Source organism: Streptomyces monashensis, from assembly GCF_001866665.1.
Lineage (GTDB): Bacteria > Actinomycetota > Actinomycetes > Streptomycetales > Streptomycetaceae > Streptomyces > Streptomyces monashensis.
In genome coordinates this window covers 82989-102919 of the sequence record NZ_MLYO01000015.1, presented here as the reverse complement: position 1 = coordinate 102919, position 19931 = coordinate 82989, and the positions used below count along the sequence as shown (strand labels likewise).

Annotated in this window: 15 protein-coding genes and 1 pseudogene; 12 read left to right on the top strand and 4 right to left on the bottom strand. The window is 68.0% G+C overall.

Annotated features, from left to right (window positions below; all coding sequences use genetic code 11):
• The first annotated feature begins 85 nt into the window (after positions 1-85).
• From BIV23_RS48420 to BIV23_RS51650, 6 genes and pseudogenes are all read left to right on the top strand, one after another.
• Positions 86-274, top strand: a complete 189-nt coding sequence (locus BIV23_RS48420) for a hypothetical protein (protein WP_071380113.1) — start codon at positions 86-88, stop codon at positions 272-274.
• A 32-nt stretch (positions 275-306) separates the two neighbouring features.
• Positions 307-1572 carry an acyl-CoA dehydrogenase family protein gene (locus BIV23_RS08350; protein ID WP_245790442.1) on the top strand — a complete coding sequence of 422 codons (1266 nt, stop codon included), beginning with the start codon at positions 307-309 and terminating at the stop codon, positions 1570-1572.
• A gap of 974 nt (positions 1573-2546) precedes the next feature.
• Positions 2547-5243 carry a DNRLRE domain-containing protein gene (locus BIV23_RS08345; protein ID WP_245790441.1) on the top strand — a complete coding sequence of 899 codons (2697 nt, stop codon included), beginning with the start codon at positions 2547-2549 and terminating at the stop codon, positions 5241-5243.
• 11 nt (positions 5244-5254) lie between these two features.
• Complete coding sequence (locus tag BIV23_RS08340) at positions 5255-5602, top strand: hypothetical protein (protein WP_071380112.1); 348 nt, start codon at positions 5255-5257, stop codon at positions 5600-5602.
• A 1075-nt stretch (positions 5603-6677) separates the two neighbouring features.
• The gene (locus BIV23_RS53530) at positions 6678-7412 is read left to right on the top strand and encodes an ASCH domain-containing protein (protein WP_071380111.1); all 735 of its coding nucleotides are present in this window, start codon (positions 6678-6680) and stop codon (positions 7410-7412) included.
• Between the two features lie 68 nt (positions 7413-7480).
• Positions 7481-7835, top strand: a pseudogene (locus BIV23_RS51650) (transposase); the annotation flags it as partial.
• A 514-nt stretch (positions 7836-8349) separates the two neighbouring features.
• Here the strand turns inward: BIV23_RS51650 and BIV23_RS53165 are convergent.
• Positions 8350-8481 carry a hypothetical protein gene (locus BIV23_RS53165; RefSeq protein WP_281250117.1) on the bottom strand — a complete coding sequence of 44 codons (132 nt, stop codon included), beginning with the start codon at positions 8479-8481 and terminating at the stop codon, positions 8350-8352.
• A gap of 28 nt (positions 8482-8509) precedes the next feature.
• On the opposite strand from BIV23_RS53165, the gene BIV23_RS08330 reads away from it, so the two are divergent.
• Positions 8510-9064, top strand: a complete 555-nt coding sequence (locus tag BIV23_RS08330; RefSeq protein WP_245790439.1) for an SMI1/KNR4 family protein — start codon at positions 8510-8512, stop codon at positions 9062-9064.
• A gap of 192 nt (positions 9065-9256) precedes the next feature.
• On the opposite strand, the gene BIV23_RS08325 is transcribed toward BIV23_RS08330, so the two are convergent.
• The 3 genes from BIV23_RS08325 to BIV23_RS08315 are packed head-to-tail and all read right to left on the bottom strand — an operon-like array spanning position 9257 to position 12106.
• Positions 9257-10474 (bottom strand): cytochrome P450, encoded by a 1218-nt coding sequence (locus BIV23_RS08325; protein ID WP_071380110.1) that lies wholly within the window; start codon positions 10472-10474, stop codon positions 9257-9259.
• Between the two features lie 13 nt (positions 10475-10487).
• Positions 10488-11882 carry an NAD(P)/FAD-dependent oxidoreductase gene (locus tag BIV23_RS08320; RefSeq protein WP_071380109.1) on the bottom strand — a complete coding sequence of 465 codons (1395 nt, stop codon included), beginning with the start codon at positions 11880-11882 and terminating at the stop codon, positions 10488-10490.
• Positions 11879-12106 carry a ferredoxin gene (locus BIV23_RS08315; RefSeq protein WP_071380108.1) on the bottom strand — a complete coding sequence of 76 codons (228 nt, stop codon included), beginning with the start codon at positions 12104-12106 and terminating at the stop codon, positions 11879-11881. Before BIV23_RS08315 ends, BIV23_RS08320 begins: the two co-directional genes overlap by 4 nt.
• Positions 12107-12593: 487 nt before the next feature.
• On the opposite strand from BIV23_RS08315, the gene ppgK reads away from it, so the two are divergent.
• From ppgK to BIV23_RS08290, 5 genes are all read left to right on the top strand, one after another.
• A complete protein-coding gene (ppgK, locus tag BIV23_RS08310; protein ID WP_281250116.1) occupies positions 12594-13367 on the top strand; it encodes a polyphosphate--glucose phosphotransferase in 774 nt (257 codons plus the stop codon).
• A 51-nt stretch (positions 13368-13418) separates the two neighbouring features.
• Entirely contained in the window at positions 13419-15485 is a 2067-nt protein-coding gene (gene tkt / locus BIV23_RS08305) for a transketolase (protein ID WP_245790437.1), read from the top strand.
• 131 nt (positions 15486-15616) lie between these two features.
• Positions 15617-16648, top strand: a complete 1032-nt coding sequence (gene gnd, locus BIV23_RS08300; RefSeq protein ID WP_071380106.1) for a phosphogluconate dehydrogenase (NAD(+)-dependent, decarboxylating) — start codon at positions 15617-15619, stop codon at positions 16646-16648.
• A gap of 307 nt (positions 16649-16955) precedes the next feature.
• Positions 16956-18632, top strand: a complete 1677-nt coding sequence (gene zwf, locus BIV23_RS08295; protein WP_245790436.1) for a glucose-6-phosphate dehydrogenase — start codon at positions 16956-16958, stop codon at positions 18630-18632.
• Positions 18633-18830: 198 nt separating this feature from the next.
• Positions 18831-19928 carry a PP2C family protein-serine/threonine phosphatase gene (locus BIV23_RS08290; RefSeq protein WP_071380105.1) on the top strand — a complete coding sequence of 366 codons (1098 nt, stop codon included), beginning with the start codon at positions 18831-18833 and terminating at the stop codon, positions 19926-19928.
• The last annotated feature ends 3 nt before the right edge of the window (positions 19929-19931 follow it).

Here is a 19931-nt window from a genome sequence, read left to right as displayed (position 1 = left end):
AGCGAGTCAAGCAGATCCACACCGACTCCGGCGGGATCTACGGTTCGCCACCCGTACACACGTCCTCGAGCGTGACGGCAACCACATGGGCGGCAAGCGGGTAAAGCGATCGATACGCGAGGCCGACATCGCAGGGTTCAGTTCGCGGCGCAAGGGCTTCACGCGCCGCGACCTCAAGGCCACCCTGGCCCCGTATCCGGTCGAGCGCGACTTCACCGCGAAGGCACCGAACCGGCTGTGGGTCACCGGACCGCACCATGGCCTCTGCCGGTGAGGGGCCCCTTGCGGGCAGGCCTACGGGGTACGGTGCCGACACTGGCCGCTGGCCTCTTGCCCGGCCGGTTCACATGCGAAGGAGGACCTCTCATGACGATGGGTGCCGCGGAACCTGCCCTGGGCATCGAGCAGGCCACGCTGCCCGGACGGGCCGCAGCCTTGGTCGAGTTACTTCGGCGCAATGCCGCCCGCACCGAACAGGACCGCTGTGTTGCCGCGGAGAACATCGCGGCACTCGATGAGGCCGGCCTGTTCAGCCTCACCGTTCCCCAGCGGCTCGGCGGCCACCAGGAAGGCATCCGCACGCTGGTCGAAGTGAGTTCCGAACTCGGCCGCGGCTGCGGATCGACTGCCTGGACCACCAGCTTGATCAACATCTCGGGCTGGATCATCGGCCTCTATCCCCAACGCGCGCAGCGTGAGGTATACGCGGAGGATCCCGCCACCCGTGCCTGTTCGGTCCTGCCACCCCATGGAACCGGCAGGACAGCCGACGCAGGCAGCATCGTCACCGGACGGTGGGGCTTTGCCTCCGGCTGTCTCCACGCCCGATGGGCGCTGCTCGGCATGAGGCTCACGGGCGAGCGCGGTGAGTTCCTGGAGCAAGCACTGGCCCTGGTCCCGGTGGACCAGCTGACGATCGAGGACACCTGGCGCGTTGCCGGGATGCGCGGTACCGGCAGCAACACCCTCATCGCCGACGGCGTCTTTGTCCCAGCCCACCGCATTCTGTCGGTATCGCAGGCGCTCCAGGGCACATATCCGACCGAGTTCAAGGACGAGACCCTGTACCGCGCGGCGTTCGTCCCCACGCTCGCCCTGTCGCTCGCCGGCCCGCTGCTGGGACTGGCCCGCGGCGCGATGGAGCTGGTGCTGGACTCCCTCGCGACGGACCGGGGCATTTCGCATACGCACTACGCACAGGCACGCGAGGCACCCTCCACCCAGATGCAGCTCGCCGAGGCGGCATCGCTGATCGACACTGCCACCCTGCACCTGATGCGTGCCGCGGACGATGTCGACAGCTGGGCGGCGAGCGGCCAGTGCATGCCCCTGGTCAACCGGACCCGGGCGCGCATGGACATCGGCACGGTCGCCCGCTGCTCACGAGATGCACTGGACCTGCTGCTGAGCATCCAGGGGGCCCGGAGTTTCGCCGACGACAGTCCGCTGCAGCGCATCTGGCGGGATCTGGAGACCGGTACGCGGCATGCCATGGTCAACCCCGCCATCGCCACCGAGATGTACGGCCGGGCCCTGCTCGGCATCGAGGACCAGGTCACCCCGCTGATCTGAACGCAACGCCCGACGACGCCCGGACGCACCCCTGCTGCCACCCAAGACCAATGGGCCGGGCACCTGGTCCTCCGGCCAGACGAGACACCGATGGGCAAGTGCGGGCAAAATCTACGGGCCGGGCCGGGCCAGGCCAGGCCGGTCAGTCCGTCCCCCGAGCCCTGCTGCACGACGACACCATCGACCGTGGCCAACTACGCCGGGGCCGGCCCGCGTAGTTGGACGCTGCGGGGTGCCGGCATGCATCCGCCGCCGCGCTCTACCCGGACGGCCGAGCCGCCACTGCCGCTGGTCCTGACTGACCCGCGGTTACCAGACTGGTCGAAACGTGCCGTACGAACCCGATCCGCAAGGCCCTCGGCCGTTGGCACACGCAGCAGCGCCCGACCCTCACGTACACGTGCAAGGCGTCCATCTCCACCAGGTACAGCTCGGCCAGCGACTCGTCCTCGGCCGGATCCTGGTGCCGCGTCGCCGGAGCGGGACCGGCCGGTCCTCCCGCACGGACAACTCCGCCCACATGTCCCGGTCGGTCAGCTCCACCGCCCCCTGGGTGATACCGACGTTCGGCGGTCGTGATGCCGGTGCTGGTGCTGGTGCCGTCGCACACATAGAACGCAATGCCCGCCTCGGGCACGCACCCGACGGCCTCGCCGGGTGCGCCAATCACCAGGAACGGCTCTCCGGACACAGTGGTGCCGACAGCCGGGGCCAGCCCCCGTGGCCACCGGTCTACAGGGTCGAACCTGCTGTGGCCCCGGTGAGCATGGCGCCATTCCGATACATCCGGTTCGCAGGCTTCGCCCCACCAGCACCCCCATTGATCAAGCATTGGTCAAATGAGGTAAAGTTCCAGTCAAGTCGCCGCGTGGACCAATCACTCCGAACGCCACGCGACGCGTTGGCCGATCGTGGCGATTCTCCTGTCCCCCGGCGGGGGACCGAGTCGCCATGCCTGAACCTGGAGTCACCACGTGAAGTACAGCTGGCGTGCCCGAACCGTGGGCATACCGATGCTGACCGTGGGCGCCGTACTGGCGTCCACCCCGCACGCCGTCGCCAAGCCTTCCACCGAAGGAAAGGAGACCGCGGGTCAGTTCGACCAGGCGGTGTCCGATCTTGAAGAAGCCCTGAAGACCTTCAAGTCCGATCCGATCAAGGAGGCCGAGAGCGTCGATGCCGCACAGGCGGCCGCGGCGGTCCAGGACCGCCGAGTCGAGGTGCTGCAGCTGCGCTCCGAGACCGACACCGTCTACGCCAACCCCGACGGCACCCTTACCCGGGAGACGGCCGCCGGACCGATCCGCATGATCCGTGACGGACGGTGGGTGGACGTCGACGTCGACTTCAAGGCCGTGGAAGGCGGCAAGGTGGCCGCCAAGGCTCACCCCAAGCAGCTTCAACTGGCCGGGAGAGGAGGTGCGTTGCCGCAGTCGATCGAGGGTGCGGCCAAGGCCCCGGCGTCCGAGGCACGCGACCTCGTCACCCTCGGTACCGGAAGGAACCGGCTGGCGGTGCAGTGGAAGGCGGGGCTGCCCGCCCCGGTCCTGGACGGGAATGTCGCCACTTACAAGGGCGCTGTACCCGGCGGCGACCTGATCGTCGCGGCCACCCGGACGGGGTTCGAGCAATTCCTGCGGCTCAACAGGGCACCCGAGAATGGGGCACCGATGGTGCTGCCCATGACGGTGCCCGACGGGGTGACGGTCCGACAGAACGCCGACGGCTCAGTGTCCTTCGCCGATGCCCGGGGCGAGGAGCGGACGCGGATGCCGGCCCCGGTGATGTGGGACGCGACGGTCGACAAGAAGTCGTTGGAACACGCCAACACCAGGCCGGTCCGGATGCAGGTCGCGCAGCACGGCAACACCGTGGAGCTGACCCTCACCCCGGACACGGGGTGGCTGAGTGATCCCTCGACGCGATACCCGGTGACGATCGACCCGGCGACCGACACCCTGGACACCCTGTTCGACACCTTCGTGCAGGGCGGTGACACCACCGACCAGTCCGCGAACACCGACCTCAAAGTCGGCTGGCCCGGGGACCACGCGGGCTCCGTCAAGCGCACCGCCCGGTCGTTCCTGACTTTCCGGACCTCGAACTTCGCCGACTCGCTCGTGTCCAGGGCGACGCTGAAACTGTGGAACTACCACTCCTGGTCGTGCGAGAAACGCGGCTGGGAAGTGTGGGCCGCGGATCCCGCCGACAAGAACACCCGCTGGACCAGTCAGCCGAAGCTGAAGGAGAAGGTCGCCACCTCCGCCGAGACCAGGTCCGCCTCGTGCACCGGCGCGGGTTGGGTGAGCGCGGACGTCACCAAGCTCGCGCAGACCTGGTCGTCGGAGAAGGCGGACGAGGGGTCCATCGCGCTGAAGGCGGCGGACGAGTCCGACACTTATGCGTGGAAGCGGTTCCACTCCGCCGAGGCCCCCGACCAGGACCAGGTCCCCACCCTCGAAGTCACCTACAACTACCGCCCCTACAACGGCACCAACCTGCAGGCCGGCACGCCGTTCCTGTCCCAGGGCGGCATCTTCAAGGTGAACTCGACCACGCCGACCCTGCGGTTCTCCACCGTGGACCGCAACGGCGAGGACCAGGTCACCGGGACCTACGAGATCACCGACATCTCGACGAACGAGGTCGTCGCAACGGTCAATGCCGCACCGGTACCGGCCAACTCCACCTCCAGCGTGAAGGTCCCGGCCGGGAAGCTGCTCTCGGGCAGGACGTACAGCTTCCGCACCACCAGCTACGACGGCACCCACTACGCCAACGGCTGGTCCGACCCGGTCCGCTTCACCGTCGACACCTCCTGGAAGCCCACCGCCGCAGAACACGCGCTGGGTCTGGCAAACCTTTACTCCGATGCCGCGGACGTCACGGCTGCCACCGCCTCCGACGACAAGTACGCCTCGATCGCCGCGACCGAGGAGAACACCGTCTCGGTCCCCTGGGACGGCAAGAACAACGGCATTGACATCAAGAACGAGCAGATGCCGAACAAGCTCTCCATCCCTGGAGGGGGAACCCAGGGGACCCAGGTGGGCGGCAATGTCGTCTACACGTCTTCCGGTCCCGTCGACACGGTCGTGCAGCCGACCACCGACGGCGGCTCACGCACACTGAACATCCTCAAGGACAGCTCCGCACCGCACGACTACGAGACCGGCTTCGTCATTCCTGCGGGAATGAAGGCCGTGACGCACGACGACGGATCCGTGTCCATCATCTCCGAGGGCGACGACAAAACCGACCAAAAGCCCGAGAGGGAGCCGGCCGGATTCTTCGCCGCCCCCTGGGCCAAGGACGCCAACGGCAAGGACATCCCCACCAGCTACAAGGTGGTGGGGAACAAGCTGGTCCAGCACGTCGAATTCGATGCGAACAGCGCCTTTCCCATAGTGATCGACCCTTCTTGGTGGTCAACCACCAAGAAGATCTTCAAGTGCTCGGTGGCCATCGCCGGATTCATCTTCGGCCTCACGCCGGTAGGAACCTCCAAGCGTCTGTGGACCGCTGTCCGTCTCGTGAAGAAGATCGGGTTCAAGAAGACGGCCCAGCTGATCCAGAGTTACGCCAAGCGCAGGAAGCTCACCTCTTCTCACCGCAAGCTGGTCTACGTCCTGCTCGGTTACGACGGTGTCAAGAAGTACTGCAAGTTTTAAGGAGCAGGCAGATGCTGATCGCGTCCTTGGTGCTCACCGCTGAGGTGACGATAATGGGGTGGTACAGGTTCGCGGTACTGCGCCGGAATCCTCAGCTACCCGGATTGATGGATTTCTCGTGGATTCACGCGCTGATCGCCTTTTGTGCGGCCGTCGGTGGGTTCGCGCTCGTTCGCGGCCAGGACTGGACCTGGACTACGGTGGCAGGGCTGGGATTCCTCGGCGGGTTGATCCCTGCGCAGGCCGGCCTTGCCTGCGCGGGCCTGTCCCAGGCTCGCTGGCTACCGCCGGTTGTTGCGCTGGTCGGTGGTCTGGCGATGGGTACCGAGAATCCTGACGCGCTCCTCCCCTGGAGCTAGCCTCGACCTTCGAGACGGTCCGCCGGTCACCCGGCGGACCGGCCCTTCGCACAGCCGGGCTGTCACAGGCCCCGTGGCTCACTTGTCCGGAACACACCCGGTTTACCCTTAGACCGGGCTCTATCGCGCGGTCGCGCCGATCAACCAGCTGCGCCCTGCGGCTGACGGACCACGCCCGCGCCGCCTTGGCCGGGGCGGCTGTGGAATCCGTCCCTGGGCTGGGACGAAACAAGTTGGTGCCAACCGGACCGGCCGATCATCCGGCCCATCTGCATGTCAACCTGCTGCCCGAGGCTCAGGGCGCCGGGCGCGGCCGCTGGCTCTTGGCGACGATGCTCGACGCCTTACCTGTGAACGCGGCGCGCAGCGTCAGCTCCTCGCGATTCGCACGGACAACAGAACGCACTCGCATGCGCGTTGACGTCCGCATCAGTCGGGAACGGCACTGTCCACCCGGAGTTGGCTGCTACGACTGGGAAGGAATACCTTCGCTGTTGAGGTCATTCGCCCACCGCGGTTCCGCCGCCGTGGTCGCGATCACCGGCTTGATGCTTGTCATTGCGGCGCCGCGCCGACCGGCGTGAGCGCGCTCTCGTCCGCGCAGGTGACGCAGATCTGGCTGTAGCGGTCGCCCCACGCGGAGGATAGTCACCCGGCCTCGAACGGTTCCTCCGGCAGTGGCCCGAGCAGGGCTGCTCGGCCGCGAAGTACTCGCCGATGGTGTGGGGCGGGAGCAGATGCGGCAGGTGTCGTTCTCCTGCTCCCACCGGTCGATCATCGAGTTGAGCTCGGCGAGCGTGTCCGCTTCGGGGACAGGGGTGAGGTGGTTGCGGCGGAACCAGCCCATCTGGCCCTCGGCACCGCAACGCCGCGGATGCCTGGCTGGCTTCGGTCCGGCGGGGTGAGAGGCCCAGAACGTGGGCGACGGCGGCTCCGAGGTTGTCGTAGCGAACCTTTCCGGTTGGCACTCCTCCAATACGCGGTTCCCGATGTGAAGCCACCGACCGCGCTGGAGGTGAGGCGCGTCGGAATAATTGTGTCGAGGAGCCCGGCTGTGCCGAACTAGGGTCGGGCCATGGTCTCCATGAAGCTCTTCGACTCCGAGCGCCGCGTCATCGAGGCTGCGGAACGGCTCGCCGCCACCCTCGGAAGCGACCCGAACCACACCGTGGCCGCAGCAGCGATGGACACGGCCGGCAGGATCCATGAGGCGGTCAACGTCTACCACTTCACCGGCGGACCGTGCGCCGAGCTCGTCGTACTCGGTGCCGCCGCAGCAGCAGGAGCCGGTCCGCTCGTCACCATCGCCGCCGCGGGAGACCAAGGTCGCGGCCTCATCCCGCCGTGCGGCCGCTGCCGCCAAACGCTTCTCGACCTCCATCCCGACGTGTTCGTCGCCGTACCGACCGACGACGGGCCGACACTGCGCCCGATTCGAGAGCTTCTGCCGGACGCCTACTTCTTCCCCGACGCGCATGCGCGTCGAATTGTTCGGTTCAACAAGCGCTACTACGAGGCCATCGCCACCGCGCGGAAATCCTCCACCATCCGCTACGACGATCCGATCGCGCTGGGTCCCGCAATCTTCCTCTTCGAGGACGACGAAGCCCACCGCACGTTGAACGGCACCGTCACCAGCGTCGAACGCCAGCGGCTCGATCGCCTCACCGCCGAACAGGCTCGACTCAATGGCAGGACGAGCCTCGACGAGCTCAAGTCGGGCCTCCAGGAGCACTATCCCGGTTTGCCCTCCGATGCCGAAGTCGACATTGTGACGTTTACCGTCGAGGCGCCTGACGCCGTTCAGTGATCCAGTGTGTATGGCCCCGCGTCCAACAGCCCATCTCGTCTGGTGTGATCTTGCGGCACGCTGTTTGCGTGTCGAGCAAGTTGGTCGACCTGATGGTGCCGGACGGGTTGTGGGGGCTGTCGCAGCGGCTGGTGCCGCCGGCTCCGGTGCCACCAGCAGGATGGCGGTCACAGACGGCACGGCGACCGGGAGGTCCTGGCGCCGATCGTGTTCGTCGCCACGTCAAGCCGCACCTGGCACCAGCTTCCGCCCGGCTTCGGCCCGTCGGAGGTGACCGCGTTCCGCAGATACACCGAGTGGTCGCAGGCACATGTGTGGTTCAAAGTGCAGGCGCTCATGCGAGCCATCCCACCGATGCGCTCACGCCGCGGGCCACCAGGCCGACGCACGGTCAAGCTACGCGCGGACAAGGGCTACGACTATTAAATGACCAGTGCCGTACCGTCGTTGGTCAGGAACTCGGCCTGCATCAGCCTGACGTTCAGCCGGGGCAGCCCTCGGGAGACCTCCTCCCACACGGCGGGCCAAGTGCGTACGCGAGTGCCGCGAAGGCCCGGGCGGTGACGGCGAGCAGCAAGGTGCCGGTCAGGGGGATGCCGCGGAGATCGCGACGGATCGCCCGCAGCGAGGTCGTCGCTCTCCCAGCACAGGAGCACCGGCAGGAAGACGAGTAGCGGCACCTCCGGTGGCAGCTCGGTCTCGCGCAGCGCGGATACGAAGCCGAGTAGGAGCTGACGGCCCGTTGCTTCACAGAGGTGGCAACCGTGCACGGGTGGGTGAGGGCATCGCGCACCAGCAGAGCGCACCCGAGCAGCACGACGAACTCACACGACGAACTCAAGGGCCGTCACGATGCGTTCTCCGCCCAGCCGTTGGGACGGTTGGATCCGCTGGGTTCATGGGAGCCCTCGGGGCTGCAATGGCCCGTGGCTGCGGGTCACCATGGCGTGGCGACCGTTCTCAGGGGGATCCACATGTCGCCGCGGCGGGCGTAGTCGGTGGTCAGAAGCAACCGCCAGGCGCTCCGGCTTCCGTAGACCGCCACGTCGGTCATGGTCCGGACGGTCACGCGCCTCGGGTTGCGCGTAGCCCGTCAGGTGAGTGAGGGTGAATCCGTCGTCGGGCAGGTCGTCGAGGAACTGTGTGTCTCCTTCGGCCATGGCGTCCAGGTAGGCGTGGTGGGTCCGGCCTGTTCCCAGTTCGGCGCATTACAGGGCCGTTGGCGTTGGGAGGGCGACGGTGCGGATCTGGCCGACCTGTCGAGGCTCGCCGAAACGCTTCTGGGCCAGGGTCCGGACCCGAAGTTGTTCAACGACGTTCTTGTCCAACGTCCCGAGGAGGAGGACTTCGAGGAGAAAGAGGACTTCGACGACGCCATCGAGGCGTGGGACGAGCGGTGGGAGGCCGTCATGTTCGCTCCGGAGCGCACCGCTGGCGCGATCGTGATCTGCCATCTGGGCTGTGCCCAAAGAGAGTGGCTGATCATCAGCGGCAGGCATCGCGGCACGATCTGGTCCGGCTGCCGGGTGGACGACGTCGATCTCGCCCCGGTCCTCGACAGCGACCGTACGCCGGTGGGGTTCGCCCGCTGGTACACCGACTGGCTGGAGAAAGCCGAGCGTACAGCCCCGACTTTGGGTCGGCTACCGTGACCGACAGTCCTCGTCCACTCCGGCCCGACCGGCCAGGGCTCCCAGCCTGCCGAGCACGTCGTCGACGGCGGCTGCACCAGTTCGGACAGCATCCACCACGCCGCCCAGCTCTGGATGCCTTCTCACGTCGCCGGGACGGCGCCACCGCCGTTTCCAGGGGGTGTGCCGGAGGTGTGCGACTGCCGCGTTGCCTCATCGGTTCTGCTCGACGGGGAGATGAATGGGTCCCCGCAGGACGGGGCTTCGCCGGTACGGCGGCGGGTCGGCCACCAGGCCGGGCCGGTCGAGGCGCTGCACCAGCTCGGTCAACGCGATCTGGGTTTCCAGCCGGGCCAGCGGACCGCCGAAGCACAGGTGAATGCCGCTGCCGAAGCCGAGGTGCTGGTTGTCACGCCGATCGGGGGCGAAGCTGTCGGGATCGTGGAAGCGATTCGGATCGCGGCTGCCCGAGGCCAGCATCAGCATGATCTGCGAGCCTTTGGGGATGACGGTGTCGGCGACAGTGATGTCGCTGTACGCCGCCCGCCAGGGAATGATGTGTACGGGCGGCTCATAACGCAGCAGTTCCTCGACCAGCGGCACGACCAGGCCGGGTTCGTCGCGCAGGCGCTGCAGCACCTGCGGGTGGCGCAGCAGCGTCAGCATGCCGTTGGTGATGAGGTTGACGGTGGTCTCGTGGCCGGCGATCAGCAGCAGGTTGGCGGTGGAGATGATCTCTTCGTCGGTCATCCGCCCATCGGGCCCGTCATCGTTGGCCAGCCGTGCCAACAGGTCGTCACCCGGCCGGCCGTGGCGTTGCTCCAGCAGCCCGCCGAGGTACTGCCGCAGGTCCTGGCGCGCTCGTACACCCTTGTCCAGTTTTTCCTTCGGGTCGGTCCTGGGGTCGTAGTCGATCGAGTTGACGATGTCGTCCACCCAGACGTGGAATCGTGGTTCGTCGTCGCGCGGCACGCCGAGCAGGTGGCAGATGACGGTGACAGGGAAGGGGTAGGCGAAGTCGTCCACGATGTCGATCTGATCCCTGCCCGCGAAGTCATCGATCAGACCGCCGACGACGGCGGTCAGGTCACCTTCCATGCCGGCCACCAGGCCCGGGGTGTGCGGGGGGCCGAAATGCCGCATCGCCATACGCCGAAGGCGGTCGTGCTCAGGTGGATCCATGTTGATGAACGCCGGCGTGTCCCCTCCCTCGGCCGAGGGCATCGGACGCGACAGATGGCGGACGTCAGAGCTCAGGTGCGGGTCGTGCAGGAGCTCCGTGAGTTCACGATAGGTGCTGACGACGTAGCTGCCGTCCTCCTGCCGGGCTACCGGCGTCCTGCGCAGCTCGGCGTACAGCGGATACGGATCGGCCCGGGAGGAGTAGTCGAGGATCCGGCGCAGCATGCCGGGCGTCTCGGTCGTGGTCATCTCGCTCTCCCTGCTACCGGTGGTGCTGTTCCGCGGCCGTGACCCGCCGCTCACCCGGGTCGTGGCCGGTGACGACCACGGTGGCGCCCTGGGCCAGCAGGACGGGGCCGGGGAAGTCGACGGGGACCGGTTTCATGTCGACGGGCTGGTCGGGCGTGGGGCAGGGCGGCGGGAACGGCGCGGCCGACTCGATCAACTTCCGGTAATGGTCCAGCCACTTCGCGTTGTTGAAGCTCACTGCCGCGGTGACCCGGCCCCGATAGCCGTACGCGGCGACGAAGCGGTGGTCGGGCACCGATCCCTGGGTGACGACCACCTCGTCGGCGAAGGTCGGTACGCCGACGGACTTGATGTTGACCCCGAACTGGATCGACCAGAACAGCGGAATGGACAGGTGGGGCCAGCGGTCCGCCTGGCCGCTGACCATGTTGTGCGCCGCGACCTCGGCCTGTTCCACGGCGTTGGCCCAGTGCTCGAGCGAGATGAGGCGGTACTCGTAGATCGGATTCGGGCAGCGTGCGACGTCTCCGGCGGCGAAGACGTCGTCGGTGACCAGGCCGTCGAGGGTGAGGGCGCGGCAGCCCGTGTCGCAGGCGATTCCCCAGACTCCCGCCGCCAGGCCCGAGCCCCGCAGCCACTCGGTGTTGCGAATGCCTCCGAGTGCCACCACCGCCACGTCGGCGTCGATCGTGGTGCCGTCGTCGAAGTGGGCACGGCGAAGCCGCCCCTGCGTGTCGCCCTCCAGCCGGGTCACCTTGACGCCACAGCGCAGGTCGACGCCGTGGGCGCGCTGCATGTCCGAAGCGACCTCACCGATCATGGCGCCGAGCGCGCCGACCAGTGGGGCCGGCGCGAGCTCGGCGACGGTCACGGGGATGTCCCGTTCGCGGCAGATGGAAGCGATCTCGGAGCCGGTGAACCCCGCACCGATGACCAGTACACGGGAGGGCCCGGCGGCCAGGGCTCGCTGCAGTCCCTCGGCGTGTTCGCGCGTGCGCACGACGAACACCCCGTCCAGGGCTGCCTCGCTCTCGACGAACCAGGGACGAGCCCGTACCCCGGTGGAGATCAGGACCCGGTCGAAGGGAATCTCGCGTCCGTCGGCGAGACGCACGTGGTTGTTCGCCAGGTCCAGCCCACTGGCCGGCACACCCAGGAGCCACTCCGCGTTGATGTCACGGCGTCGCGGCAGCGTGGTGCCATCGGCCGGCACCCACCCGGTCAGTACCTGCTTGGACAGCGGCGGCCGGTCGTAGGGCTCGCCCAGCTCGTCACCGATCATGGTCAACGACCCGGTGAAACCCTCGTCGCGCAGAGCCTCGGCGGCGCGCAGTCCTGCCAGCGACGCCCCGACGACCACGATGCGGCCGTCGCGCTTGAACGCGCGCAGGTTCTCGGCGCTGGTCATGACGGCGACGCCTCCACCGGTACGTCCTGCCCCTCCAACTGGTCGACCAGGATCGCCTGGACCGGGCAGGCGGCCGCGGCGCGCAGCACCTGCTCGCGCCGGACGTCGTCGGGGTTCGGGTCGTACATCAGTGCTTCCTCGCCATGCATCCGGAACGCGTCCGGGGCCAGGAACGCGCACTGTGCATACCCCTGGCAGCGGGAAAGATCGACGACAACTTTCATCCCGCACTCCATTTCAGATACGAGAAGCTGCAGGCCTTGAAGCCGGTGCCGCTACGGCGGTCGAATCGTGAGGCACGCCGTCGAAGAAGCGGATCGATGGTTGTTCACCTGCGCGAATACAGGGCGGCGCACGACGCGTGTCACAGCTTCCGCAGGAAGAATTGATCTTCACGAATGAGGTCCGGGAGCCGTCAAAGCCGCCCGCAGAACCCACCTTTCCTCAAAGGCTATCCCGCGCGCACGCCGTCCGCAGCGGATAACGGATCGTGCGGGAACCGGTCACCCCTGGTCACTCTGGAACCCATCGCGCCGGCGCAGTTACCCGGCGCTCCCTGATCCGACTCGGCGGCAGGTATTCACATTTCAACAAACCCGATAAGGTAAAAGAATTCATGCTAATATCGCGAATAACATTGTGAAGTTCTTGGGGTCTGAAGTCCAAAATTCACGCAACCCATTTGGGGTCGGTCCCTGAAGGGAGCGGGCAGTGGTGCAGGCAGGTCTGGACAGGACGGCGCACGTACTGGGGGTCGACATCGGCGGTACCGGTATCAAGGGAGCGCCGGTCGACCTCCGGTCCGGCAGCCTCATCGGTGAGCGGGTCCGGATCCCGACCCCGCATCCGGCCACCCCGGAAGCCGTCGCGGACGTGGTCGTGCAGGTGCTCTCCCGGATCGGCGTCCCGGGACCGGTCGGGCTGACACTCCCGGCCGTCATCCGGGGTGGCAAGGTCCAGACGACGTCCAATATCGACCCGGCCTGGATGGAGACAGACGCCGCACAGCTCTTCGCACGGGCGACGGGCCGCGACGTGAGAGTGGTGAACGACGCCGACGCGGCCGGGATCGCCGAGATGCGCTTCGGCGCCGGCAAGGGACGCAAGGGCGTCGTCGTGATGGTGACGCTCGGCACCGGTATCGGCAGCGCCGTATTCTCCGACGGGTTCCTGGTGCCCAACAGCGAGCTGGGGCACCTGCCGCTGCACCACGGGGATGCCGAGGACTGGGCCGCGGAGTCGGTGCGCGAGCACGACGAACTGTCCTGGAAGAAATGGGCGCACCGTCTGGAGAAGTATCTCGAACTCGTCCAGCGGCTGTTGTGGCCCGACCTGATCGTCATCGGCGGCGGCGTCAGCAAGAAGGCCGACAAGTTCCTGCCGTACATCGAGCTCAGGACCGAGATCGTGCCGGCGCAGCTGTTGAACGATGCGGGCATTGTCGGCGCGGCCCTCTTCGCCCCGGCCGGGAACGCTCAACCCTAGTCTGCCGCGCTCGATATGAACGGGGGGAAAGCACCTTCAGGGAGGCTCGCATTGAGCAACAACGACCTGGATACCCTTTCCGTCAACACGATCCGCGCTCTGTGCATGGACGCCATCCAGGCAGCCGACTCCGGCCATCCGGGGACACCGATGGGAATCGCCCCGGTCGCGTACACACTCTGGCAACGCTTCCTGCTCTTCGACCCCGCCGACCCGATCTGGCCCAATCGCGACCGCTTCGTGCTGTCGGAAGGACACGCCTCCGTGTTGCTCTGGTCACTGTTCCACCTCACCGGCGTGCAGGCTGTCGACCCCGACTACGAGCTTCTCGGCCGACCCGCCGTGACCCTCGAGGACCTCAGGACGTTCCGCCAGCTCGGCTCGCGCTGCCCCGGGCACCCGGAGTACCGGTGGACCAGCGGCGTGGAGACCACGACCGGCCCGCTCGGCCAGGGCGTTGCGACCTCGGTCGGGATGGCCATCGCCGGGCAGTGGCTCGCCGCCCGCTACAACCGCGACGACTTCACCGTTTTCGACTTCGACGTGTACGCGATGGCCGGCGACGGCTGCATGATGGAGGGGATCTCCTCGGAGGCTGCCTCACTCGCGGCCCACCAACGGCTGTCGAACCTCTGCTGGATCTACGACTCCAACCGGGTCACGATCGAGGGCCACACCGACATCACGTTCACCGAGGACGTGGCGGCCCGGTTCATCGGCTACGGCTGGAACGTCACCACCGTGGCCGACGCCAACGACCTCGAAGCCGTGGCCCGCGCGCTGCACACCTTCAAGTCCGAGAACGAGCGCCCGACGCTCATCGTGGTGCACAGCCACATCGGCTACGGATCACCGGTCGAGGACACCGCGAAGGCGCACGGCGCGCCGTTCGGCGCGGAGGGCGTCAAGTCGACCAAGCGGTTCTTCGGAATGCCGGAAGACAAGGACTTCTTCGTTCCCGACAGCGTCTACGAGCACTTCGCCGCCGGAATCGGCGCGCGCGGTCGCGAGGCCCGGACGAGTTGGGAGGCCCGAATCGAGGCCTACGGCACCAACTATCCCGAGCTCGCCGACGAGTTGGGGCGCATCCAGCGGCGTGAGCTGCCGGCGGGCTGGGAGTCGGCGCTGCCGACCTTCCCGGCCGACCCCAAGGGCATCGCCAGCCGTGAATCCAGCGGCCAGGTGCTCAACGCGCTTGCCCGAGCCGTGCCGTGGCTGCTCGGCGGGTCGGCGGACCTCGCGCCGTCGACCAAGACCAACCTCACGTTCCCCGGCGCCGGCGACTTCCAGGCCGAGGACCGCTCGGGGCGCAACCTCCACTTCGGGATCCGCGAACACGCCGCCGCCGCGATCACGAACGGGATGGCGCTGACCAAGCTGCGCTCGTACTGGTCGGGGTTCCTGATCTTCTCGGACTACGCACGTGGCGCGATCCGGCTTTCGGCACTGATGGAGATCCCGGTCGCGCACATCTTCACCCACGACTCGATCGGGGTCGGCGAGGACGGTCCCACCCATCAGCCGGTCGAACAGCTCGCGTCGCTGCGCGCGATGCCGGGGCTGCTGGTCTTCCGCCCGGCCGACGCGAACGAGGTCGTCGAGACCTGGCGGGTCGTCGCCGCGCTCAGACACGAGCCGGCGGTGCTGGTCCTCTCCCGTCAGGCACTGCCGACCCTCGACCGCACCGAGATGGGGGCCGCGTCCGGGGTGGCCAGGGGAGCCTATGTTCTGGTCGACGCGGCGGACGGCGATCCCGACGTCGTCCTGCTCGCCACCGGGTCGGAGGTGCAACTCGCGCTCGCGGCGCGTGACGAGCTCGCCGCCGAGGGCCTCGCGGCTCGCGTGGTCAGCATGCCCTGCTGGGAACTGTTCGACCGCCAGCCCAAGGAATACCGCGACTCGGTCCTCCCGCCCGGGGTCAGGGCCCGGGTCGCCATCGAGCAGGCGGCGACTCTCGGCTGGGACCGTTACGTCGGTGACGGCGGCGCGGTCGTCGGTATGCACACGTTCGGGGCATCGGCGCCGCTCAAGAAGCTGCTGACCAAATTCGGCTTCACTCCCGAGAAGGTCACCCAGGTAGCCCGCGAGTGCGTGGCAGCCACGAGGGAGCAGGCGTGAACGCGACCCAGGCGCTCCATGAGCACGTCATCCCGGAGCTCGCGGGACGACCGAGCCTGAGCTCGGCCCCGGCTGGTCCACGAACCCGCTGACCCGGCACTCCCGCACGCTCAAGGACCAGGAGGGATCACATGGCGACAGACAAGCCCATGCAGCTCGGGATGATCGGGCTCGGCCGGATGGGGGCGAACCTGGTGCGCCGGCTGATGCGAGACGGCCACAGTTGCGTCGTGTCCGACGTCAACGCGGACGCCGTCGCCGAACTGGCAGGCGAGGGTGCGACGGGCGCGGACTCACTCCCGGATTTCGTCGCGAAACTGGACAGGCCACGGGCCCTGTGGCTCATGCTTCCGGCCGCGATCGTCGACTCCCTCCTCGACCAGCTCGAGCCGTTGCTGGAGCCCGGCGACATCGTCATCGACGGCGGCAATTCCTACTACCGCGACGACATCACGCGCGCCAGGCGTCTTGCAGCCAAATCTCTGCACTACGTCGACTGCGGAACCAGCGGTGGCGTCTGGGGGCTGGAGCGCGGCTACTGCCTGATGATCGGCGGCGAGGACGAGGTCGTGGCCCATCTCGACCCACTCTTCAAGACGATCGCTCCCGGCGAGGGCAGCGCCGAGCCGACGCCGAGCCGGACCCGGACCGACGGCACCGCCCCGCTCGGGTACCTCCACTGCGGGCCGAACGGCGCCGGGCACTTCGTGAAGATGGTCCACAACGGGGTCGAGTACGGGATGATGGCCGCGATCGCCGAGGGCCTCGCCGTCATCAAGCGCGCGAACGCGGGCAACAGCCGGCAAGAGGTCGACGCGGAGACGACACCGCTGCGCGATCCGTGGGCCTACCAGTACGACATCGACGTCGCCGAGGTGGCCGAGGTCTGGCGGCGCGGCTCGGTCGTCGGCTCGTGGCTGGTCGACCTGATCGCCGACGCCTTCGCCAGGTCGCCCTCCCTCGACGCCTTCGCCGGGCGGGTCTCCGACTCCGGGGAAGGCCGCTGGACCGTCCTCGCCGCGGTGGACGAAGGCGTCCCGGTACCGGTCATCACCACGTCGCTCTACGAGCGCTTCGAGTCCAGGCAGGCCGGGGAGTTCACCGACAAGATCCTCTCAGCGATGCGCTCCGAGTTCGGCGGACACGCCGAAAAGAAGGGCTGACCGCTGTGCATCACGAACTCGAGGCCGTCGCCGTCCCCGATACCGTCGACGGAACCGCGGCGGCATTCGCGGAGGGGCCCGCCCGGGCCTGCGTGCAAGCCCACGGCCGATGCACGTTCGCCGTCGGCGGGGGTCACGCCCCCTGGGCGATACCGGTGCGGCTCGCACATGAGCACGTCCCCCGGGAAGCACATCGCGGCGTTCCAGGTCGACGAGCGGGTCGCGCCCGACGGCGCCCCCGGCCCCCAGCCTCACCCGCCTACGGAAGAGCCTCGGTACGGCCCCGGCCGGGAGGATCGCGATACCCGTGCACGACGCCGCCCTTCACGCGGCCTCCGCCCACAGGCGGCCGCTGCCCGAGCGAATCGACCTCGTTCACCCGGGCCTCGGCCCGGACGGGCACACCGCCTCGCTGGTGCCACGGGACCCGGTGCCCGAAGTCTGCGACCGGCGGCGCTCGGACTCGCGGACGCGGCGGCGACCGGCCGGGATCCTGCTCGCGTGGGCACCCAGCCACCAGCAGGACCAAGATGCCCGACCCCATTGCCGGGCCGGCTCCGGTAAGGAGGATGAGGTGGCTTCGAACTCGTCGAAGGTTCCCGCAGACGTGCTGGTCATTTTCGGGATCAGTGGCGACCTCGCTCGTAAGATGACGTTCCGCTCGCTCTATCGGCTGGAGCGGCGCAACCTGCTGACCTGCCCGATCATCGGAGTGGCGCGCGACGGCTGGTCCGACGACGCGCTGCGTGACCACGCCCGCGCGGCGATCAAGGCAGCGGGCGAGCCGCTGGACGAGGGCGTCTTTGCCCGGTTCGCCGGCCGACTCAGCTATGTGCAGGGCGATTACGCCGACCCGGAGACGTTCCGTTTCCTCGCCCGGGCGGTCAACGGCAAGCGGCACCCGGTCTTCTATCTGGAGATCCCGCCGTCGCTGTTCGCCCGGGTGGTCGAGGGCCTGGCAGGCGTCGGGCTGACCAAGGGCGCCCGGGTCGTCGTGGAGAAGCCATTCGGGCATGACCTCGCGTCGGCACGCGCCCTCAACGCCGAGTTGCGTCAGCTCCTCGATGAGGAACAGCTACTGAGGATCGACCACTTCCTCGGCAAGGAGCCGGCGATGGACATCCAGTTCCTGCGGTTCGCCAACTCCGTGTTGGAGCCCGTGTGGAACCGCGACCACATCACCTGCGTGCAGATCACCATGGCCGAGGACTTCGGGGTCGAGGACCGCGGCCATTTCTACGACCCGGTCGGCGCGCTCCGCGACGTCGTGCAGAACCATCTGTTGCAGCTGCTCGCCCTGGTGGCGTCCGAGCCGCCGTCAGCCGGCGATGCGGACGCGCTCCGGGACCGTCGCGTTGATGTGTTCCGGGCGATCCCCGACGCCGACCCGGCCCACTGCGTCCGCGGGCAGTACGAGGGGTACCTGCAGGTGCCCGGCGTGCGGCCGCGCTCGCGCACCGAGACCTTCGTCGGGTTGCGGCTGGAGGTCGAGAACTGGCGCTGGTCCGGGGTGCCGTTCTTCATCCGCGCCGGCAAGGCGCTCACCGAGCGAGTGACCGAGATCCGGATCGTGTTCAAGCGCCCGCCGCGGCTTGCGTTCGCGGAGCAGTTCGCGCCCGAGCCCGACCAGTGGATCCTGCGGATCGATCCGAGCCCTGGCGTGAACTTCCGCATCCAGGCCAAGCAGCCGGGCAAGCAGGACACGCAGCTGGTGGACCTTGACCTCCTCTTCGCGGCCGCGCTCGGTGAGGCGCCCGAGCCGTACGAGCGCCTGCTCGGTGATGCGATGCAAGGCAACGCGAGCCTGTTCACCAGGGAGGACTCGGTGGAGGAGACGTGGCGAATCGTCCAGCCGCTGCTGGAGGCGCCCGGCAACCCCGAGCGCTACCCGCGGGGAACCTGGGGACCGGCGGGAGCGAGCAAGCTCGTCGTCGGATATCCGCCATGGCACGAACCGTGGCTGCCGGCGAGGTCTACCGACTGACACACCAGCGCCCGGGACCCTTGTCGCCGTCCGCCACCGTGGCGACGCCACACCTGCCGCGGCAGGCCGTCTCGGGCCCGCTGGACCGTCATGGACTGATCAAGTCCGAGTGCGGCAAGGCGCTTCCCTCCCTTCACAAAAGAGGTACATAGAGCCACGATTCAGACAGGTGCCAGGCGATATGGAATCGAGGTGCGGATGGATTCACGCTCCACGAAGTGGCCCCGGTACGTCCCGTTCCTGCCGTCCGCGCTGATCGCTGTCGGGACCGTGTGGAACGCCCTGACTCCGGCCAACTACTGGGGCGATGTCATGCTGGGCGCCGCTGTCATGGCCGCCGCAGCACTGCTCTCACTGCGGCACACCATCGCGGTCGGAGCGGTCGTCCTTCTGGTCGAGCTGGTGCTTTTGGCCAAGGATCGCTACCTCGGCGGTGTCGACGGCACACTCGAACTGCTCAACGGGCTGATCCTCGTTCTCGCCGGGCTGGGGGTGAACCGGGTGGTCGCCAGCCATGAGCGCCGTCTGGAAGCGGTACGTTCCGTCGCAGGAGCCGCCCAGCGCGCGGTGCTGCCCACACCCCCGGCACGCATCGGCCCGTTGGCCATCGCCGCCGTCTACCACGCCGCGCAGATCGAGGCATTGATCGGCGGAGACGCGTACGCCGTCCAGGACACGCCGTACGGCACCAGGCTGCTGATCGCGGACGTGCGAGGCAAAGGCCTTGGCGCGGTCGGCGTGGTGTCCGTGCTGCTGGGAGCGTTCCGGGAGGCGGCGGACCAGGCACCCGACCTCATGACGCTGGTCGAGCGCCTGGAACACGCACTGGCCAGAGAGCCCGCGTCGCGTGAGGAGGACATCCGGATGGAGGGCTTCGTCACGGCGCTGCTCGGCGAGATCACACCGGACTCGGACCGCGTGCGGTTGCTGAACTGCGGCCATCCCCCGCCGTATCTCTTCGAGGCCGGCACAGTGCTCTCTCTGGATCCGGGTGAGCCGAGACTTCCGCTGGGCATGAGCAGCCTGGGCGTACCGAAGACGGAGCCCGAGGACTGGCCCTTCCCGGTCGGCAGCACGCTTCTGCTGGTCACCGACGGAATGACGGAGGCCCGGGACCGCTCCGGGGCTTTCTACGAACCGCTGGACCGATTCGGCGGCCGAGGCCCGTTCCAACGGCCGGACGAGCTGGTTGAAGCCCTGGTACGCGATGTCGAGCAGTGGACCGGCGGTCCGCGCGATGACGACATGGCGATCCTGGCGATCACCCGGCACGCAAGAGAACCCGTCAGCCCGTGAACC